Origin of the sequence: Microcoleus sp. PH2017_09_SFU_O_A, from assembly GCF_020738625.1 — a bacterium.
Classification (GTDB): Bacteria; Cyanobacteriota; Cyanobacteriia; order Cyanobacteriales; family Microcoleaceae; genus Microcoleus.
In genome coordinates, this window is the sequence record NZ_JAEQCF010000007.1 from 70,685 (window position 1) to 88,486 (window position 17,802).

The 17,802-nt window shown below is 46.6% G+C and carries 14 protein-coding genes and 1 pseudogene; 5 read left to right on the forward strand and 10 right to left on the reverse strand.

Going from position 1 to position 17,802, the window contains the following annotated elements; translation table 11 throughout:
- Nucleotides 1-812: 812 nt before the first annotated feature.
- Complete coding sequence (locus JGK16_RS04725) at nucleotides 813-2,732, reverse strand: SdrD B-like domain-containing protein (RefSeq protein ID WP_293175738.1); 1,920 nt, start codon at nucleotides 2,730-2,732, stop codon at nucleotides 813-815.
- Nucleotides 2,733-2,860: 128 nt separating this feature from the next.
- On the opposite strand from JGK16_RS04725, the gene JGK16_RS04730 reads away from it, so the two are divergent.
- On the forward strand, nucleotides 2,861-3,682 hold the full coding sequence (locus JGK16_RS04730; RefSeq protein ID WP_293189762.1) for a peptidoglycan-binding protein: 822 nt from the start codon (nucleotides 2,861-2,863) through the stop codon (nucleotides 3,680-3,682).
- A 756-nt stretch (nucleotides 3,683-4,438) separates the two neighbouring features.
- On the opposite strand, the gene JGK16_RS04735 is transcribed toward JGK16_RS04730, so the two are convergent.
- The 3 genes and pseudogenes from JGK16_RS04735 to JGK16_RS04745 all read right to left on the reverse strand — a co-directional run bounded on the left by JGK16_RS04735 (nucleotide 4,439) and on the right by JGK16_RS04745 (nucleotide 7,751).
- Nucleotides 4,439-6,328 (reverse strand): DUF1565 domain-containing protein, encoded by a 1,890-nt coding sequence (locus tag JGK16_RS04735; RefSeq protein WP_293189763.1) that lies wholly within the window; start codon nucleotides 6,326-6,328, stop codon nucleotides 4,439-4,441.
- A gap of 65 nt (nucleotides 6,329-6,393) precedes the next feature.
- Complete coding sequence (locus tag JGK16_RS04740; RefSeq protein WP_293189764.1) at nucleotides 6,394-6,528, reverse strand: hypothetical protein; 135 nt, start codon at nucleotides 6,526-6,528, stop codon at nucleotides 6,394-6,396.
- A 39-nt stretch (nucleotides 6,529-6,567) separates the two neighbouring features.
- Nucleotides 6,568-7,751, reverse strand: a pseudogene (locus JGK16_RS04745) (RNA-guided endonuclease TnpB family protein).
- A 100-nt stretch (nucleotides 7,752-7,851) separates the two neighbouring features.
- Here JGK16_RS04745 and JGK16_RS04750 point away from each other — a divergent pair.
- Together JGK16_RS04750 and thiS are read left to right on the forward strand one after the other, a co-directional pair.
- Nucleotides 7,852-8,934 (forward strand): thiamine phosphate synthase, encoded by a 1,083-nt coding sequence (locus JGK16_RS04750; protein WP_293189765.1) that lies wholly within the window; start codon nucleotides 7,852-7,854, stop codon nucleotides 8,932-8,934.
- Nucleotides 8,935-9,033: 99 nt separating this feature from the next.
- Nucleotides 9,034-9,246 (forward strand): sulfur carrier protein ThiS, encoded by a 213-nt coding sequence (thiS, locus tag JGK16_RS04755; RefSeq protein WP_293189766.1) that lies wholly within the window; start codon nucleotides 9,034-9,036, stop codon nucleotides 9,244-9,246.
- 360 nt (nucleotides 9,247-9,606) lie between these two features.
- Here the strand turns inward: thiS and rpmA are convergent, their stop codons facing one another.
- Together rpmA and rplU are read right to left on the reverse strand one after the other, a co-directional pair.
- Nucleotides 9,607-9,894, reverse strand: coding sequence for a 50S ribosomal protein L27 (gene rpmA / locus JGK16_RS04760; protein ID WP_193973153.1), 288 nt, complete (start codon nucleotides 9,892-9,894; stop codon nucleotides 9,607-9,609).
- A 27-nt stretch (nucleotides 9,895-9,921) separates the two neighbouring features.
- Nucleotides 9,922-10,314, reverse strand: coding sequence for a 50S ribosomal protein L21 (gene rplU, locus JGK16_RS04765; protein WP_293189767.1), 393 nt, complete (start codon nucleotides 10,312-10,314; stop codon nucleotides 9,922-9,924).
- A gap of 410 nt (nucleotides 10,315-10,724) precedes the next feature.
- Here rplU and JGK16_RS04770 point away from each other — a divergent pair, with 410 nt between their 5' ends.
- The gene (locus JGK16_RS04770; RefSeq protein WP_293189769.1) at nucleotides 10,725-13,640 is read left to right on the forward strand and encodes a pentapeptide repeat-containing protein; all 2,916 of its coding nucleotides are present in this window, start codon (nucleotides 10,725-10,727) and stop codon (nucleotides 13,638-13,640) included.
- Nucleotides 13,641-13,825: 185 nt separating this feature from the next.
- On the opposite strand, the gene JGK16_RS04775 is transcribed toward JGK16_RS04770, so the two are convergent.
- The 4 genes from JGK16_RS04775 to glpK form a co-directional block, all read right to left on the reverse strand.
- A complete protein-coding gene (locus tag JGK16_RS04775; protein ID WP_293175722.1) occupies nucleotides 13,826-14,044 on the reverse strand; it encodes a hypothetical protein in 219 nt (72 codons plus the stop codon).
- A gap of 191 nt (nucleotides 14,045-14,235) precedes the next feature.
- Entirely contained in the window at nucleotides 14,236-14,736 is a 501-nt protein-coding gene (locus JGK16_RS04780) for a DUF3122 domain-containing protein (RefSeq protein WP_293175719.1), read from the reverse strand.
- A 51-nt stretch (nucleotides 14,737-14,787) separates the two neighbouring features.
- On the reverse strand, nucleotides 14,788-15,165 hold the full coding sequence (locus tag JGK16_RS04785) for a c-type cytochrome (protein ID WP_293175717.1): 378 nt from the start codon (nucleotides 15,163-15,165) through the stop codon (nucleotides 14,788-14,790).
- Nucleotides 15,166-15,308: 143 nt separating this feature from the next.
- Nucleotides 15,309-16,796, reverse strand: coding sequence for a glycerol kinase GlpK (glpK, locus tag JGK16_RS04790; protein ID WP_293189770.1), 1,488 nt, complete (start codon nucleotides 16,794-16,796; stop codon nucleotides 15,309-15,311).
- 336 nt (nucleotides 16,797-17,132) lie between these two features.
- Between glpK and JGK16_RS04795 the strand changes: the two genes are divergently transcribed.
- Nucleotides 17,133-17,717, forward strand: coding sequence for a DUF99 family protein (locus tag JGK16_RS04795; protein ID WP_293175713.1), 585 nt, complete (start codon nucleotides 17,133-17,135; stop codon nucleotides 17,715-17,717).
- The last annotated feature ends 85 nt before the right edge of the window (nucleotides 17,718-17,802 follow it).

Here is a 17,802-nt window from a genome sequence, read left to right on the forward strand (position 1 = left end):
CTCCGTACATACTTGCTGGTTTGAGCTCTAAAAAGGCCTTGATTGAGTGCTCCAGCCGATCGCAAGTCGGGCGGCATCGTTCAGGTTTGTCATGGTTTGCTGTAAACAGACGATCGCAGGCTCTGGGATTGCCTCTTCACAACAAGCTCTTCACAACAAGCTTTAGACCGATCGAGCTACCGGACTGGATATGATTTGCTTTCCCTGAAAATATGCCGATCGGGGTTAGGGGAACTGTCTGATAGTTTCTGACTTACGCTCAATGCTACAGATACATTTAACCCGGCAAATCCAGGACTAAGCCTGATACTACCGTGTATGGCAAGACAGAAAAAGCTGCAAGCTCTCCTGTCAAGGAGGTATCTCTCAAAGCTTTCAACAAGATATTGAAAGCGCCATTTGAATTTATGTCCACACTTTGAACGGGTTTTTGATATGTATTCTTCCGTTATGCCTACTACAAAACTGCCATATTTAACAGCTTGATGCTTCAACATTTCCTGGAAACGATAATGACTCAAAGTGACCATGCTCTTAGCTGTTTTAGTCGCTAAAGCATTTTTTTTCTCAATCTACACTACCAGCTTTTACCTAATTATTCAAGAAGTTTCTAGAAAATCATTTACTTTGTATCAACAGCCTCTGAAATATTTCACCCAATATACAACAAGCCAGCTTCGGGGTTCCCGGAACTTACGCTTGAGTCTTGGACGCTGCCAAGAATAGGGTATCACGCGATCGCCCTTTAATCTGTTCCTGATTTTTATTTGCAGTTTGGCATTCCGGGCGATCGAGCTTTATTCAAAACTAAATCACCTACCCGAACGAGTTTCCAGATCCCAATTAATTAATTCATTGGTCTTGACAAATCCGGCGATTTGTGGACTAGGCTCCCAAATGACATTTTGTTGCCCAAAGTTAGGAATATTGCCTACATTCGCGGCAGGTCGATCGAGCAAAAGATCGCTAATTTGATAACTATCGCGACCCGCGATCGCCAGCGAGGTATCCGCCCCCATATTGCCTACAGGTTCGCCCCCATAGCTAGCATCCGTCAGCGGGTCGCCTTTCAAGGATTTAGCCGATGGCTTACGCCCCGCTACGCTACGACTTTCAGGATCTCCAGTCAGCAAATCGATGCTGCTAGCCCGAACATCTGCCGAGACAACTACCAGCGCAGGCGGAGTTGTTTGAATGAAACCGGGCGGCGGAACTTCCCTAATGATGTAACTACCTACCGGAACATTGCGGAAACTGTAATTGCCCTGACTGTCGCTAAAGTTACTGGCTTCGCCCGGATCTAAACGGCTGTTGTTATTGAGGTCAATGTAAATTTGGGTATTGGCGATCGGCGGTTCCCCGGGGTCTAGGCGGCCGTTGGCATTAAAATCGTTAAATTTCACACCGCTAATCGTACCAGTCACCAACACGTTGCCAAAGCTGAGATTGGTGGCATTTGTGCCGTTACCCACGGCGATCGGAGTCGGATTTGGCGTAGTTTGTCGGAAACCGGGCTGCGGGACTTCCCTCACCGAATAAATGCCTTGGGGCAAGTTGATAAAAGAGAAATTACCTTGGGGGTTTGTTAAAGTCGAAGGTTCGTTGGGATCTCGGACATTGTTGTTGTTGGTGTCGAGGTAAATCGGCCAGTTGGCAACTCTCGGTTCAGTCGGTTCGTTGACACCGTTAGCGTTGAGGTCGTTGAACTTAAAGCCGCTGATGCTGCCGGTGGGGAAATTGTTGCCGAAATTGACCCCGACAGCGTTGGTATTGCCCGTAATGTCGATCGACCCTGGATTTGGCGTAGTCTGTATCCATCCCGGTTGCTGAACTTCCCTCACCAAATACCGGCCCGGGGAAACATTGGCAAAAGTGTAGTTGCCTTGGGGGTTTGTGATGGTATTGGGTTCCCCCGGATCTAACCTGTTGTTGGCGTTGAGGTCGAGGTAAATTTGCCAGTTAACCAGAGGCGGATCTGTCGCGTCTCGGACACTGTTGGCATTGAGGTCATTGTATTTGAGACCGCTGATGCTGCCGACAAAAAACACATTGCCAAAGTTAATATCTGTGGTGGTCACATTGGAAGTAACGTTAACCGGGCCCGGGTCGGGGGTAGTTTGGCGAAAACCCGGTTGCTGGACTTCTCTCACCAAATATGTATTTGCAGGAATATTGACAAAAGCGTAATTCCCTTGAAGGTTTGTAATAGTAGAAGGTTCGCCACCGTCTAGCCGATTGTTGCGGTTGAGGTCGAGGTAAATCTGCCAGTTAGCTAGGGGCGGTTCCCCCGGATCGAGGCGAGCATTGCTGTTGATGTCGTTGAATTTTGTACCTGCGATCGTCCCAGCGTTGAAATTATTGCCAAAATTAATATTGCTAGCATTTGTCCCGCTGGTTATTGTTATGGGTGCGGGATTCGGGGTAGTTTGGCGAAAGTTCGGCTGCTGGACTTCCCTAACTTGATAAGTTCCCGGTGGCAGGTTGGCAAAGATGTAGTTGCCTTGGGCGTTGGTGAGGGTCGAAGGTTCACCGCCGTCGATCCGGTTGTTGTTGTTGAGGTCGAGGTAGATTTGCCAGTTGGGAATTGGCACATCACTGCCGTCGGGCCGCCCGTTGGCGTTGAAGTCGTTGTATTTGTTGCCGCTGATGCTGCCGACTTGGAAGTTGCCGATGTTGACATTGCCGATGTCTATTTGGCTAGCGGTTCTGGTGGGGTTGCTGGATTCGGTCATGGTGTTGAAGAAGGCCCAATGAACGCGGTTTAATCTTTAGCTCTACGGCAATCTAGCAGTTTTTTTGCCAATTGCAGCTATTTTAGGGGATTAATTTTTTTATCAAAGGGAAGGACTGGGAATCAAAAATGCCCTGTTTGGCCGATGCCCTGTTTGGCCGATGCCCTGTTTGGCCGATGCCCTGTTTGGCCGATGCCCTGTTTGGCCAATGCCCAATTTTTTCCAGATTTGATGTACGATCGCTACCAAGTTTTGTATCGGTCGAATTTCCCATGTCCCAAAACCTGACAGCAAGCTGGAATAAAGCCCGCGAAGTTCCGAGTTTACTCCTCGGCTGGAGTTTGTGCGGTTTATTGGCACTGGGCGCGATCGCCTCTACTCCTGCTAATGCACAGCTACCAACATCTGAACCAGGCAATAATAACAGCCCGATCGCCCAAACAGGTGCGATCGTCCGCCCCGCGCTCAAAATCGGCAGTCGCGGCTCAGATGTTACCGAACTCCAAGCTGCTCTTAAATTATTGGGATTTTATAACGGCGAGGTAGACGGGATTTTCTCGCAAAGCACAGCTAAAGCCGTGTCTCAGTTCCAGGAAGCCGCAGGCATCGCCCCAGATGGCATAGTCGGTCAAGATACTTGGAACCGGCTGTTTCCAGCGGCTGTGGGGGCGATCGAAAACCCGATCGCCCCCACAGCCACAACCCCCGAAAACACAGAGATTAGCCCCCAACCGCAGCCCACCAATTTTCCTGTTTTGAGAAGACGAATGCGGGGCCCAGCAGTCAGAGAATTGCAAGAGCGACTGAGGGCCAAGGGATTTTTGCGCGCGAGTGCTGACGGCGTGTTCGGGCGGGAAACTGAAGCTGCTGTCAAGGCTGCTCAACGACGATATCAGCTACCAGCAGACGGCATTGTCGGCCGCGCTACTTGGGAAGCCCTGCTGCGGTGAAAGTCAACAAATATTGCCGGATATGCACATTGTGCTAACGCGCGATCGTACAAATTGTTAATAATCGATTTCTGAAGTATTTCGGTGCGTCAAAAAGTGTCAAGTTTCGTAAACAAAGTAGAGTTAGTGCAGAATTGGTGTTAGTTTAAATACATGAGGGGCAGAAACCAAGCAGCACAAAAAACTTGGATAAAAAAATTTGAATTAGAGTGTTTGTCCCGCTCGGCTCTAGTTCGCAGGCAACGCCTGAATCGTGTAGTTTATTAGCAGATAAAAGAAAGGTTGATATTGCGCTCGGAATTTGTGAAATAGCTTGAGGCGATTTGAGAAATCGAAAGTTATCAAGTTAGAATTGCGATCGCACAATCAAACACAGAAGTCTGAATAGGCTCCGCTAATAGCTAGCTCCCTCGCAGAGCAGTTGCCAAAAAGTTCACCTTAGTAGTAGTTGTTTGCTGAATTTCAGCAGAGCTAAAAACCCACTTGAATCAATTTAACTCACAAATGTTTTAGGGTCTGGCATCCGATATGCTAGGCCCTAAAATAGTTGACAGTTGACAGTTGACAGTTGACAGTTGGTAGTGGACAGTTGACAAACTAATAGACCTCTTGCAAAAGTTCTTTTAATAAAATTTTGGAACGGGCAAGATGCCCGTTTCACAAGAAAAAACATTTTTTTTGGAACGGGCATCTTGCCCGTCCTAGTTATTTTTGGAAGATATCAACTGACAACTGACAACTGTCAACTGTCAACTGTCATTTGATATCTTCGATCCGAGCATTCAAGCCATTAGCGGTGAGAATTTGTAGCAATTCTTCAGCTTTTTCGCGTTCTTGAAAAACACCAGCTTGAATCACCGATCGCCCGTTGGTAAAAGTCCGAAAAGCATCGGGAACCAAAGATAGCATTTTTTGTCGATCGCCCGAACTCTCGGCATCCACCACAACTCGATACCGGAAACCTAAAGCAGAAGCTCGATCGACTGACGGCGAATTTTCGGAATCGGGCAGAGAATTCCCCCCTAAACCAGCGGGTACGTAGCCACCCCTTCCTAGAGGAATGTTGCGGCCCGGAACCGGCAATTTACCCTCGGAAGTAACCGCACTCGAACTATCAAAATTAGGCGGAATCATTGGTTGCTGTACCGAACTTTCTCGAACCGATCTAGCATCTGGATCGGGTACAGGAATTGCGATCGCCCCTGTTCCTTCAGCAGCAGAATCGGCGTTTCTCGGAGGAAGCAGAGGCCGCAACTGAGTGCTGGTGGGTGCCGGTCGCCTGGAAACTGGCGCTGGTGGCGCAATTGGCGCTCTTTCAACTCTGGGAGTTAGCCGCCCGGGAGTGTAAGCAGGGAGAGAAGTTTCTGGGCCGCCGATACTCGAAGGTCGATCGACCCTTAGCTGCAAAGCAGTTCCCGCAATGGGTGGAGGCGGGCTAAAAGTTCCCGCCACATCAACCGATCCCGTCGTCCGATTGCTCAACAATTGATTGCCGTAAGCGGGGATGACTTGACCTTTCGCCGCATTGTTTATATCGTACTGGCCGTTATTGCGAATCACATTCCCCCCCGGTTCCGCCGAAGTTCCCAAATCTGGCAGAGCTCTGGATATCGCCACAATTCCATCTCGGCGATTGCTTTCGATATAATTGTTGCGAAGTATCGGTCTGGCATCAGCTTGCACCACCACGCCGTCTTTATTCCGAGTAATTTTGTTGCCGATTAACAAAGGCGAAGCGTTCTGGGCGACATTCACCCCAAATCCGGTGTCTTCAAACACATTATCTCGAACTTCCGGGCGAGACTCCCCAAAAATCGTAATCCCGTTAGCTCCATTTTTCGAGAAAAAATTCCCGCCAATCGTCGGCCTTCCAGTACCAACTACCGAAATGCCGTCGTGAGTGCTACCTGAAAAAGTATTGTTAACAACCGTCGGAGAACTCGATTCGATCCACAAAGCGTAACCGCGATAGTTGGTATTTGTTACCGTCACCCCGCTGAGTCCGGCCCCGTCTGCGCCTAAAATCGCGATATTTTGACCAGCCGAAGTCGGACTGATAAACTCTCCTCCGCCTTTGATGACAATATTTTGGCCGCGAGTGTTGGGATTTCCTTGAACAGTCACGCTGGGCCTGAGCATTAATGGAAATTTTTCGCCGCTTTGAGCGCTGTAAGTACCGGGCGCTAGTAAAATCGCGGTTTTCGGCGGGGCGACGCTGAGGGCGTAGGTGAGGGTTTTGAACGGCGCTCCATCGCTGCCATTACCTGCTGTGTCGCTGCCACCGCTGGAACTCACGTAGAGTATGTTAATGTCGCTGTCTGGCGCTTGGGAAAGTAGCTGCACGGAGCCGGTCTCGACAGCGATCGCCGAGGATTGAGGGTGGCAAAAAGCCGTGCTGGCAAAGACGAGGAGCAGGCAAGAACTTAAACTCTTGCTTGGCAATCGACTTTTTTTGCACTTGCTCTGTTTGGAATTTAGGATCATAAAAAAACACAATTTATCTTTGAGCCAAATTTCGCATCCCGTGTTTCGTGTCGGGTTTGCGCGATCGCAGTTTAATGTCACCCACCTGCTGGGGTTTTCTGCTGTTAATCTTTTGTTTTGTCCTGCTAACCTAACGGCTTTCCTCCGAAGTGTGGTAGGCAACTTAAGGATTCCACTTTTATCGAGTTTGCTCTATTATGCTTTGTTTTCTTGAAATTCTATAAAACTTAAAAATTTGTCAAATTTAGATCCATTGATGGCAAAATTAGGTCGATCGCCTTCACCACAATCTTGAGGGCATGGGAGAATGTAGCAGTTTGACTGCTAGCACTTAGTTTAATCAAGGTGGTTCTGATTGACATCCTCCCCGCCTTCTTAACGGCGAGGATTCCTAAGCATCACTACTTAGGTTTCTGCTTCTTCCCTTTGAGGGGTTTCGCACCAGCCTTAACAGATTTACTCTGTTCGGGTCTGACGGTCGCTCCACAGACTGATACGGCAAGTCCTGCCGCCAAAATGTTTTTTGCCGCATTGATATCTCGATCGTGGTGCGTTTTACACTGAGGGCAATCCCACTCCCTGATATTCAACGGCAGATTTTCAACGATGTGACCGCAATTGCCACACCGTTTTGAACTCGGAAACCATCTGTCAATCTTGATTAAAGTACGACCGTACCAATCGCACTTGTATTCAAGTTGCCTGACCAATTCACCCCAACTTGCATCGCTTATAGCTAGGGCTAGTTTCCGGTTCTTGACCATATTCTTCACAGCTAAATTCTCGACGGCGATGGTTTGGTTCTCGCGCACCAACCGCGTTGTTAACTTGTGAAGGTTATCTTTTCTTGCATCGGCGATTTCTTGATGCACTCTCGCTACTTTAATCCGTGCTTTGTCTCGGTTGTTTGACCCTTTGAGCTTTCGGTTTAAAGCTTTATGCGCTCTTCTCAACTTGCGATATTTTACCTTGAATCCTTTGGGATTGGCAATCTTTTCGCCCGTACTAAGAGCAAGTAAACTTGTAATGCCCAAGTCAATACCAACTTGATTGCCTGAAGGAGGTAACGCCTCAATCTCAACATCCACCAATAGAGAAACCGACCACCTGCCAGACGGGGAAAGCTTTACGGTGATAGTTGATGGTGTCGCACTCGTCGGCAATGTTCGGCTCCAGCGAATAGGCAATGCTTGCGCGCATTTTGCTAAATAGACTTGTCCATTCTTGAACTTAAATGCCGACTTGGTGAACTCTGCACTACCACCGTTTCGTTTTTTTTTAAGTTAGGATACTTTGCCCGCCCATCAAAAAAGTTAGTGTAAGCAGTTTGTAAGTGACGCAAACACTGCTGTAACGGTACGCAACTAACTTCGTTGAGAAAATCTAGTTCTTCAGTTTTCTTCCATTCTGTTAGCATACTAGAAGTCTCAGCATACCCTACTCGTTTTTGGTCTTTGTACCATGCCTCGGTTCTTACAGCCAAGGCACGGTTATATACTAAACGAGCGCAACCCATTGTCCGTCGCAACAAACTTTCTTGTTCCGGCGTTGGGTAGAATCGATAGCTGAAGGCTTTTAGTGTCATATTTACAGTCTAGCATTTCGATTGTGATATTACGCTAGACTCAATGTAAAATCTTTGTAAAGCCGTCGTAGAACGACGGGGTTTCTACCAATTTTTCTGAATGACCGAGAAACAAAACAGAACTTTACCGGCACAGCCAGCCCTCTGCCGGATTTTAGATGCAAATCTAGATCGATCGCGCGAAGGGTTGAGAATTATTGAAGAATGGTGCAGGTTTGGTCTCAACAGCGCCGATTTAGCCCTCGTGTGCAAGCAATTGCGCCAGGAATTGGCTTTTTGGCACACCCCAGAATTACGCAGCGCTAGGGATACGCCGGCAGATCCGGGTACGGAGTTGACTCACCCGCAGGAAGAACAGCGTGGCAGCATTCAGCAGCTACTGGCGGCGAATTTTTGTCGGGTGGAGGAAGCTTTGCGGGTACTGGAAGAGTACGGTAAAGTTTACGATCCGAATATGGGCAAGGCTTTTAAGCAGATGCGCTATCGAGTGTATACTCTCGAAAGCGATTTGCTGGCTTACCGGCGCTACCAACAGTTACTTCGATCGCAGTTATACCTTGTAACCTCCCCCAAATACAACTTTTTAACAATCGTGGAAGCTGCTTTGCAAGGCGGAGTGACGTTGGTGCAGTACCGCGACAAAGCCTCAGACGACGGGGTAAAGCTGGCGAATGTGCGGCAGCTTTGCGAACTTTGTCACCGCTACGATGCTTTGTTGATTGTGAACGATCGCGTGGATTTGGCGATCGCCGCGGATGCTGACGGCGTACACTTAGGACAGCAAGATTTGTCTGTAGCGGAAGCGCGCAAGTTGCTCGGCCCGGGACGGATCATCGGTAGTTCCACGACGAATAGCGAAGAAATGCAGCGAGCGATTGATGCGGGAGCAGATTATATTGGAGTTGGGCCAGTTTACGAAACTCCAACGAAGGCAAACAAGCCGGCGACGGGTTTGGACTACGTGCGGTATGCTGCTAGTAAGTCGCCTGTTCCTTGGTTTGCGATCGGCGGAATTGACATCAACAACCTCGATGAAGTGTTGAATGCCGGAGCTCAAAGGGTTGCCACAGTGCGATCGATTATGGATGCAGAACAGCCTACTTTAGTCACGCAATTTTTCATCTCGCAGTTGATTCGGATGCAGCATCTGAAAGCTCAGAAAGCTTTGCAGGCGACAACCTAGGTTGATTGGCGATTTATCGGGCGGGTTTCGTGCACGAATTCTGTGGATAAAATATAATTTTTGTACAAAACCCGCCCTGAAACTGATAATATTTGAGTGATGACAAATCAAATTGCGCTGCAAGTTAACGGAGAAAATCGCAATTGTGCGATCGACACACCGTTACCAAAATTACTAGAACAATTAGGATTAAACCCGCGCTTAGTAGCTGTGGAGTACAACGGCGAAATCCTGCACAAACAATTTTGGGAAACCACAAAAATACAAGAGGGCGACATCCTAGAAGTTGTGACAATCGTCGGAGGAGGCTAACCGATAAGTTGTTGGGCTTCAGCCCTCTTCCAGGTAAGTTGTTGGGCTTCAGCCCTCTTCCAGGTACGTTGTTGGGCTTCAGCCCTCTTCCAGGTACGTTGTTGGGCTTCAGCCCTCTTCCAGGTACGTTGTTGGGCTTCAGCCCTCTTTCGACTTGTAAAAAAAGCAAATTACTAGCCTAACAACCCCATTTCTGGCTACGTACCTTAATTTGGAGGGCTAAAGCCCAACAACGTACCTGAATTTGGAGGGCTAAAGCCCAACAACGTACCTGAATTTGGAGGGCTAAAGCCCAACAACGTACCTGAATTTGGAGGGCTATATTATGAATTCCCAGGCAAAACCCAGGAACGCATAAAATTAAACTGCTACAGCTTCAGCCACAGGTGCTGCTACAACAGGATAAATACTGACTTTCTTGCGAGTCTTACCCTTTCTTTCAAAAGTCACCACACCATCAACCAAAGCAAACAAAGTATCATCTCTGCCGATACCAACATTATTACCAGGGTGAACCTTAGTGCCGCGTTGACGAATCAAAATGTTGCCAGCTTTGACAACTTGACCGCCGTACTTTTTGACACCCAGACGCTGGGAATTAGAATCGCGTCCGTTACGTGTACTGCCTGTACCTTTCTTGTGGGCCATAATGTCCTCAACTTTATTTACTATTGTTTATTCTGATTCAATTTCGCCGGTTTGGGGAGTTTCAACAACTGCTTGAGTCAAATCTCTCGCTGCCAAAACAACACCATTGACTGTAATAGAGTCAATCATAAAACGAGTTGTTTCTTGACGGTGGCCTTTTTTCTTCCGAGTTTTCTTTTTCGGCTTCATCTTGTAGACGAGGACTTTGCGGCCCCGGAAATGCCGCAGCACAGTTCCTTCTACAGTGGCATTTTCTACTAGAGGCTGGCCGATGTGAACATCGTCTTCGTGCTGGATCAGAAATACTTTGTCGATCGTGACTTTGGATTCAGCTTCGACGTGAAGCAGTTCGATGTCGTAGAAGCGGCCTGGTTCTACCCGAAATTGTTTGCCGCCGGTTTCAATGATTGCGTAAGTCATGGGATGGTTGTTGAGATTGCCGTACAGGTAGCTGAGTAGTCAGTTGACAGTTGACAGTTGACAGTTGACAGTTGTCAATTGTTAATAACTTTTGGCTGTGGACTGCTCTCCAGCTTTTGGAATGTCTTAACCTGATCCGAGCCGGATTTAGACAGACAATCTACCATTATTGTCGATTTGGGTATTTTTGTCAAGTTAAAACGCACTTGATATTTTCTGATTTGGGACTTACGCATCAAAACCAAAGAAACCGGGTTTTTTCGGAGATCCTTCGTTACAGCCGACATCAAGGGCAAAAACCCGGTTTCTGACCACCTGTGCATAAGTCCTATTTTATTTATTTACGGAATGTTTAGAGAGTTGAATGTAGAATTTCTCAGACTCTCTATTCTAAAGCGCGGCGGGTAAAAATGGCAAATCGCATATTTAAACTCTTAACTACTGATATTAAAGAACTGTGTTCCGCCGAAGCAGCCGAGGGAATCGGAGAAGCAGGAAAAGCAGCCGCTGAATTGGCGAAAATGTTCAAAGAACAAGGGCTAGATAATAGCAATTTGCTGCTAGAAGTTTTGAACTCTCCCTTAGCTCAAGTTGTGGGAACTGGATTGCCCTTTGTCGGGATGGCGGCGAAACTACTGGCGTTTTTTATTGAAAAAACTGAACAGCAGCCGACTTTAGCTGAGTGCATTTTCCTGGTCAGTCAGGCGGCTTATCTGGAAAGTTTTAAGGATTTTATTGGACAAGACGCAAGTTTGTTAAATCGCATTGGGCAAACTCCAGTTTCCGATAAAGTCAAACAGTTGCTTAAGAAACTGGCGGATTTAGAATTTAGTGATAAAGCAGCTAGAGAAACTGTGAATTGCTTCCGCGATTCGATATTAGCCAAGGAATTTAATATAGTGCTATCAGAGCGGCTGGAACAAGCCGGACTAGAAGGCAGTCAAGCTAAGATTTTGACAAAGAGAGTTGCTGCTAATACTCACCGTTATTTAATCGAAGCTTGGGCAGTTTCCGGCGATGCTATGAAACATCTCGGACAGCCTTCTTTCAGCGAATGGCGGGAGGAACAGCAGAAATATCAAAGTATTGACGAATACCTGGAAGAGCAGATTGCCGATAAGCCAAAAGAAAAAGTATTTGCTGAAGAGTTTACATTTAAGGATATCTACGTACCGCTGAAGGCAAAGCCGATCGATAAAAATGGCAAGCCCATAAATGATGCAGAAGCTTTCGATTTAGAAACTTGGGCAAAGCAATTGCTTGAGGATGAGCATAAACAAAATCGGGTGCTGTTCATCGAAGCTGGGCCCGGACGCGGCAAGAGCGTTTTTTGTCGAATGTTTGCTGACTGGGTGCGACAACATTTGTATCCAGTTTGGACTCCGGTGTTAATTCGATTGCGAGATATTCCCGCATTGCAAAAGAGTTTTCGAGAAACGCTGAAAGATGCAGTTCATGGTGGTTTTGCTACCGATGATGCCTGGTTGACGGAACAAAACACGCGATATTTGTTTTTCTTGGATGGCTTTGATGAGTTGCTGATGGAAGGGAGAAGCAGCGGCGGTTTAGAGCAATTTCTCAAGCAAGTAGGACAATTTCAGGAAGCGTGTCAGCAGAGTTCGGAAATGGGACACCGGGTTTTGATTACTGGCAGAACTTTAGCTTTGCAAGGAATTGAAAGGCAAATGCCAGACAACTTGGAGCGAGTCCAAATTCAGGTGATGGATGACGAACTTCAGCAACAGTGGTTGAGCAAGTGGGAAGCTCAATTTGGAGCGGAAAAAACCTTAGCTTTTCAGCAGTTTTTGCAAGATGAATGCTGTCCTGAACAGGTGAAATCAGACTTGGCACGAGAACCGCTATTGCTTTATCTGTTAGCGGCGATGCACCGAGATGGAATCTTGAAAGTTGAGGATTTTCAAGGAACTAACAGCACTCAAGCAAAAATTTTGATTTACAACCAGGCTGTGAATTGGGTACTCACTGAACAGCGGTCTAAATTGCTCAATCGCAATTTAACAGAATTGGAAACAGAGGATTTGCGGCGTATCTTGACAGAAGCAGGGTTGTGCGTGGTGCAGTCGGGAGGGGAATGCGCTCCTATAGCGATGATTGAGGAACGATTGAAAGCAGATAACTCGGTTAAAGCATTACTTGAGGAAGCACAAAAACGGATTGGCGATAATCCTCTGAGAAATGCTTTGGCGGTTTTTTATCTTCAGCAAGGCAGTAAAGAAGGTTCTGTGGAGTTTGTACATAAAAGTTTTAGTGAGTTTTTGTGTGCGGAACGATTGAAGGAAAGTCTGGAAGAGTGGACGGAACCGGCAAGAAGAGGTAGAGGATTTAATACGAAAGACTCGGATATGGACTGGGAAATTTATGATTTGTTGGGTTATGGGGCGCTGACGGCAGAAATTGTGGAATATTTGATGGGGTTGTTAACAACTCCGGCTGTTGCGGGGGAGGAAAGTCGGTTTCGCCCTGTGGAGTTATTCCAGCGTTTGGAAGATTTTTATCTGCGGTGGTGCGAGGGGGAATTTATTGATATGTTGCCGGAAAGTTTGCCTCAGAAGAAGATGCGCCTGTTGCGAGAGCAATTGAAAACCCAAGAATTGGGACAGCGACAAATAGATGTTTATGCTGGTTTGAATGTGATGATTTTGCTCTTTGAGTTGCACCGTTACGGTCAGAGGAGAGATGAATTGAAAGACAAAATGGTGTTTTATCCTTGCGGAAAGCCTAATGCTAAAGGTAAGCTTGACGATGCAAATCGCTTGTTGCGTATCATCAATTATAGCTATTGTATTGGGGATTCTGGCTTTCTCCAAATTGTTGAGATATTTTTCATCGGCGCAAACCTCAGCGGCGCAACCCTCGTCGGCGCAGACCTCTGGCACGCAAACCTCAGTGGGGTAAACTTCAGTGGTGCAAACCTCATCGGCGCAAACCTCATCGGTGCAAACCTCAGTGGGGTAAACTTCAGCGACGCAGACCTCAGCGACGCAAACTTCAGCCGCGCAAACCTCAGCGACGCAAACTTCAGCCGCGCAAACCTCAGCGACGCAAATTTCCGTGGTGCAGAACTCAGTGGGGTAAACTTCAGTGATGCAAACCTAAGTGGCGTAGACCTTATCGAGGCAAATCTTAGCGAGGTAAACTTTAGTCGCGCAAATCTTAGCGAGGTAAACCTCTGCCACGCAAACCTCACCAATTGCACTTTTGGCGATGTCAAATGGGATGAAAATACAAAGTGGGAAAATGTTCGATGTTTGGATACAGCCGTTAATGTTCCAGAAGCGTTAAGGCAACAGCTAGGAATGCAGTAGAAAGATTGTTCAAGGCTTGGCGGATCATTTTTATGAACAGGCAAGATGCCTGTTCCACAAAGAGTGGATTTTCTTGTAGGGTGGGCATCTTGCCCGCCCGTGAAAGACTTATCAACATACAAAAATCGATCGCACTTAATTCTATCCAAAAGCGCGATCTACCCAAAAGCGCGATCGCACTTAACTCAAGCCACAGCAGCAGAACAGTTATTCGATCGCAATAATTCCAAAGCCTGCTGTCTTACCCTACCTTCCATCACCTCAGTTTGCAAGGTAATAAAAGCCTCAAAATCTTCTAAACCGTACTTAGTCATCTGCAACTGCTGGCGCAACAGTTCCTCGGCCTCAACCGTTAAATAACCCGTTTCCAAAGCTTTTCGGACAATTGTACTGATTAAACTCATAGTAATTTCACCCTGAAGACACGCACGTTATAAACAATGGAGTTTTATCACTTGACCAACTCTACATTGAGTTTGTTTCAAAATTACCTTGAAATACGGTTAAATCTACCTTAAGGCGTACTTGAGGGTAGTAGCTTTTGATACACACAACTCTAGGAATTTTAACTTTAGACCGGATAAAACAAGTATATTTACTTGGTATTTAACAACAGTCGCCATTCTCTGACACCAAAAGGAGGAACCAGCAACCCAGTTTCTTTTTCACCTTTCACAGGCAAACTCAACCTTAAAGGTTGATTGCTTTCCAGTTGTATAATTATTGATTTAAAATCATATTCTCCGACATTGATCGGCAAATCCGACTCGCTCCAAATATCCTTGGCTTTACCAATTTTGCGATCGCCCGCAGCAACAGTTAGCGCTACAGGATGCTGCAATTCTGTTCCGGGAAATCCTACTAATCTCAGGTTAAAGGAGTTTACCAATCCCGACTGTACTCGCTTATACAAAACCACTTGCCATGCTCTATCATGAGTGTCGCGCAGGCTTTGTACGGAGCGGAACATTACTCTGTCTGCTCTTTCTGGATATTTGTGAATTGAGGCGAAGGCGGGCGGGCTAATAGCTAGGATTAGATACAAGCACAAGCTAATAATAGTTATAATCTGGCGCCAAAAATCATTTTTTTTCATATTTAATACTTCCAACGAAGGTTCGGTTCGTAGTGAGGACTTTAGTCCTTCTTATTTCCAATCAGTTTCGGCTTGAGATAACACGTAGGCGGAAACATCAATAATTTGTTGTTCCGACAAACGATCTTTGTAAGCGGGCATAATGCCTTTACCGTTGGTTACTAAATTTGAAATATTGGCGATTGAATCCATGCCGTATTTTTTTAAGGCTTTTTGTTTCAAGTTTTTGCCGCGCCTGATAATGTTGCTACCGTTGATGTGACAGCCTGCACAGTTGGTGCTGAAGACTTCGGGGGCGGTTGCGGTTGGCGGAGTTGTCGCTGTATCTGCGATCGCACTTTGGGAATTAGTGGCAATTTCTGCAAATGCCAGTGTCAGTATTAATAGGATGAGGGTGAGAATTTTTTTTAAGTTATTTGGCGAAATCATTTATTTGCAATTTTCTAATTACTGCTAGATTTGATGATAGCACTAAATCCATAACCGGAACAGGCAAGATGCCTGTTCCACAAAGAGTTAATTTTTATTCTATTTGTGGGTAGGGCTTCTAGCCCGCCCGAAAGGCTATATATTCATTCTTCCCAGTCGAAGGTGCGGGTAACTGCTTTTTTCCAAAACCGATATTTTTGCTCCCGAAGTGCGATCGACATTTGGGGTTCCCAAATACAATCCACCGCCCAATTATCCCGCAATTGGGCTAGTTTGCTCCAAAAACCCACCGCCAAACCAGCCGCATAAGCAGCACCCAGTGCAGTAGTTTCCGCTACCACAGGCCGCACCACAGGCACTCCCAAAACGTCGCTCTGAAACTGCATTAGCGTGTGATTTCCCACCATTCCACCGTCTACTTTTAAAGATAAAAGCTGCACCCCAGAATCCTGATTCATCGCATCCAATACTTCCCGCGTTTGCCAAGCTGTCGCTTCCAATACTGCGCGAGCAATATGTGCCTTAGTCGCATAGCGAGTTAAACCTGCAATTACTCCCCGGGCGCTGTCTTGCCAATAGGGCGCGTAGAGTCCAGAAAATGCTGGTACAATGTAAACTCCGCCACTATCTTCGACGGTATTTGCTAATGTTTCTACTTCCGCAGATGTGTTGATGATGCCCAAGTTGTCGCGCAGCCACTGGACTAATGCTCCGGCGATCGCAATACTGCCTTCTAAAGCATACACAGCGGGCGATTCTCCCATCTTGTAGGCGACTGTTGTCAGCAATCCGTGGTTTGAAGGGACGATCGCCTCACCAGTATTCAGCAGCATAAAACAGCCCGTACCGTAGGTATTTTTCGCCTCCCCAACACTGAAACAAGTTTGCCCAACCAAAGCTGCCTGCTGATCGCCCAAAGCAGCAGCAATCGGAACATTTTCGAGCAATCCTTTTGCAAGTCCAAAAACTTGACTGGAAGGGCGAATTTCTGGCAACATCCGGCGGGGAATTCCCATGATTTCCAAAGTTTCCGCATCCCAATCGAGGGTTTGCAAATCCATCAGCATTGTGCGGCTGGCGTTGGTAACATCGGTAATGTGCGTGCCGCCGGTGAGGTGCCAAATTAGAAAAGAATCGACATTGCCAAAAATCGCATCACCTTTAATTGCCGCTTCCCGCAATCCAGCGATATTGTCCAGCATCCACTTAATTTTGGGGCCGCTGAAATAAGTTGCTAGCGGTAAACCGCAGCGCGATCTAAATCGATCTTTGCCGTCAACTTCTGCTAAGCTAGTACAAATTTGGTGAGTCCGGGTATCTTGCCAAACAATCGCATTTCCGTAGGATTTTCCCGTATTCTTATCCCAAACAATAGCAGTCTCGCGCTGGTTGGTAATGCCGAGGGCTGCAATATCTTTCGCATCGATATTACCGATTTCCAGGGTATTTTTAATTACGCTTTGGGTTCGCCGCCAAATTTCCTCGGGATTGTGTTCCACCCATCCCGGTTGTGGATAGATTTGCTGGTGTTCTTGTTGGTTGCTGCAAATTATCTGTCCCAGGCGATCGAATATGATAAATCTGGTGCTGGTGGTTCCTTGATCTATTGCTGCTACGTATTTTTGAGACAAGAGTTTAAAACCTTTTTAAGTAGAAGAGAGGGTTGACAGTTGACAGTTTAGGTACGTAGTTGTGCTTGGGCGCTCTTTATAATATTAGGCAAGAGTGCTAATATCGAAATTACGTGCCTTGCCCCAAACGCGAGCCGACCTTTGAGCGCTACTTTTGGTGGTTTTATATTTTATATATCCTATCTAATAATAAAACCACCCTACTTAATTAAAGTGGGAGCGAATTCAGGAGCAGCTTCATATAAAATTGATATTAGCGTTCGAGTCTTTAAAGTCTATGATAATATGTAAAAGTCAAATTAATGTCAAAATTTTTAGTTTAGGGAAGTCCCTGCTTTGAAACTAGCAGAATTGCTCAGACTCGATCGCACAATTAAGGTTATTGGCTTTGACGACGCTCCGTTTTCTCGTACCAGCAGTAGTTTGGTGTCGATCGCAGGCGTGGTCTGCGGGGGGACTAGATTTGAAGGAATGGTCTGGGGACAAGTCCTCCCAGACGGATTAGATGCCACCGACGTAATTTGTCAGCTACTGCTAGGAGGGAAATTTTTACCGCAATTGCATCTCGTTTTGTTGGACGGAATTGCTTTCGGCGGCTTCAATATTATTGACCTTCCCAAGTTAGCATCGCGGCTGCAAATTCCTTGCGTTGCTGTCATGCGCCGCCAACCAGATTTAGCTGCTGTTGAAAAAGCCCTCGGTCATTTCTCAGATTCGGAATACCGTTTAGAATTGTTGCGCCGCGCTGGCAAAATTTACGCTTTTGAACCTTTCTTTTTTCAAGTGTGCGGCGAACAACCGGAAGTAATTGCACTGGTACTCCAGCGTTTGACTGATACTGGTAAGGTTCCTGAAGCTTTGCGTTTGGCTCATTTGATTGGGGCGGCTGTGATTACTGGTGTTAGCGGTAGTTCGGCTTGAATTTATTATCGGCAATTTAATTTACCGCCATAAAAAAGGTTCGTAGTGAGGACTTTAGTCCGCATCATTTATTATAAAACAAAAA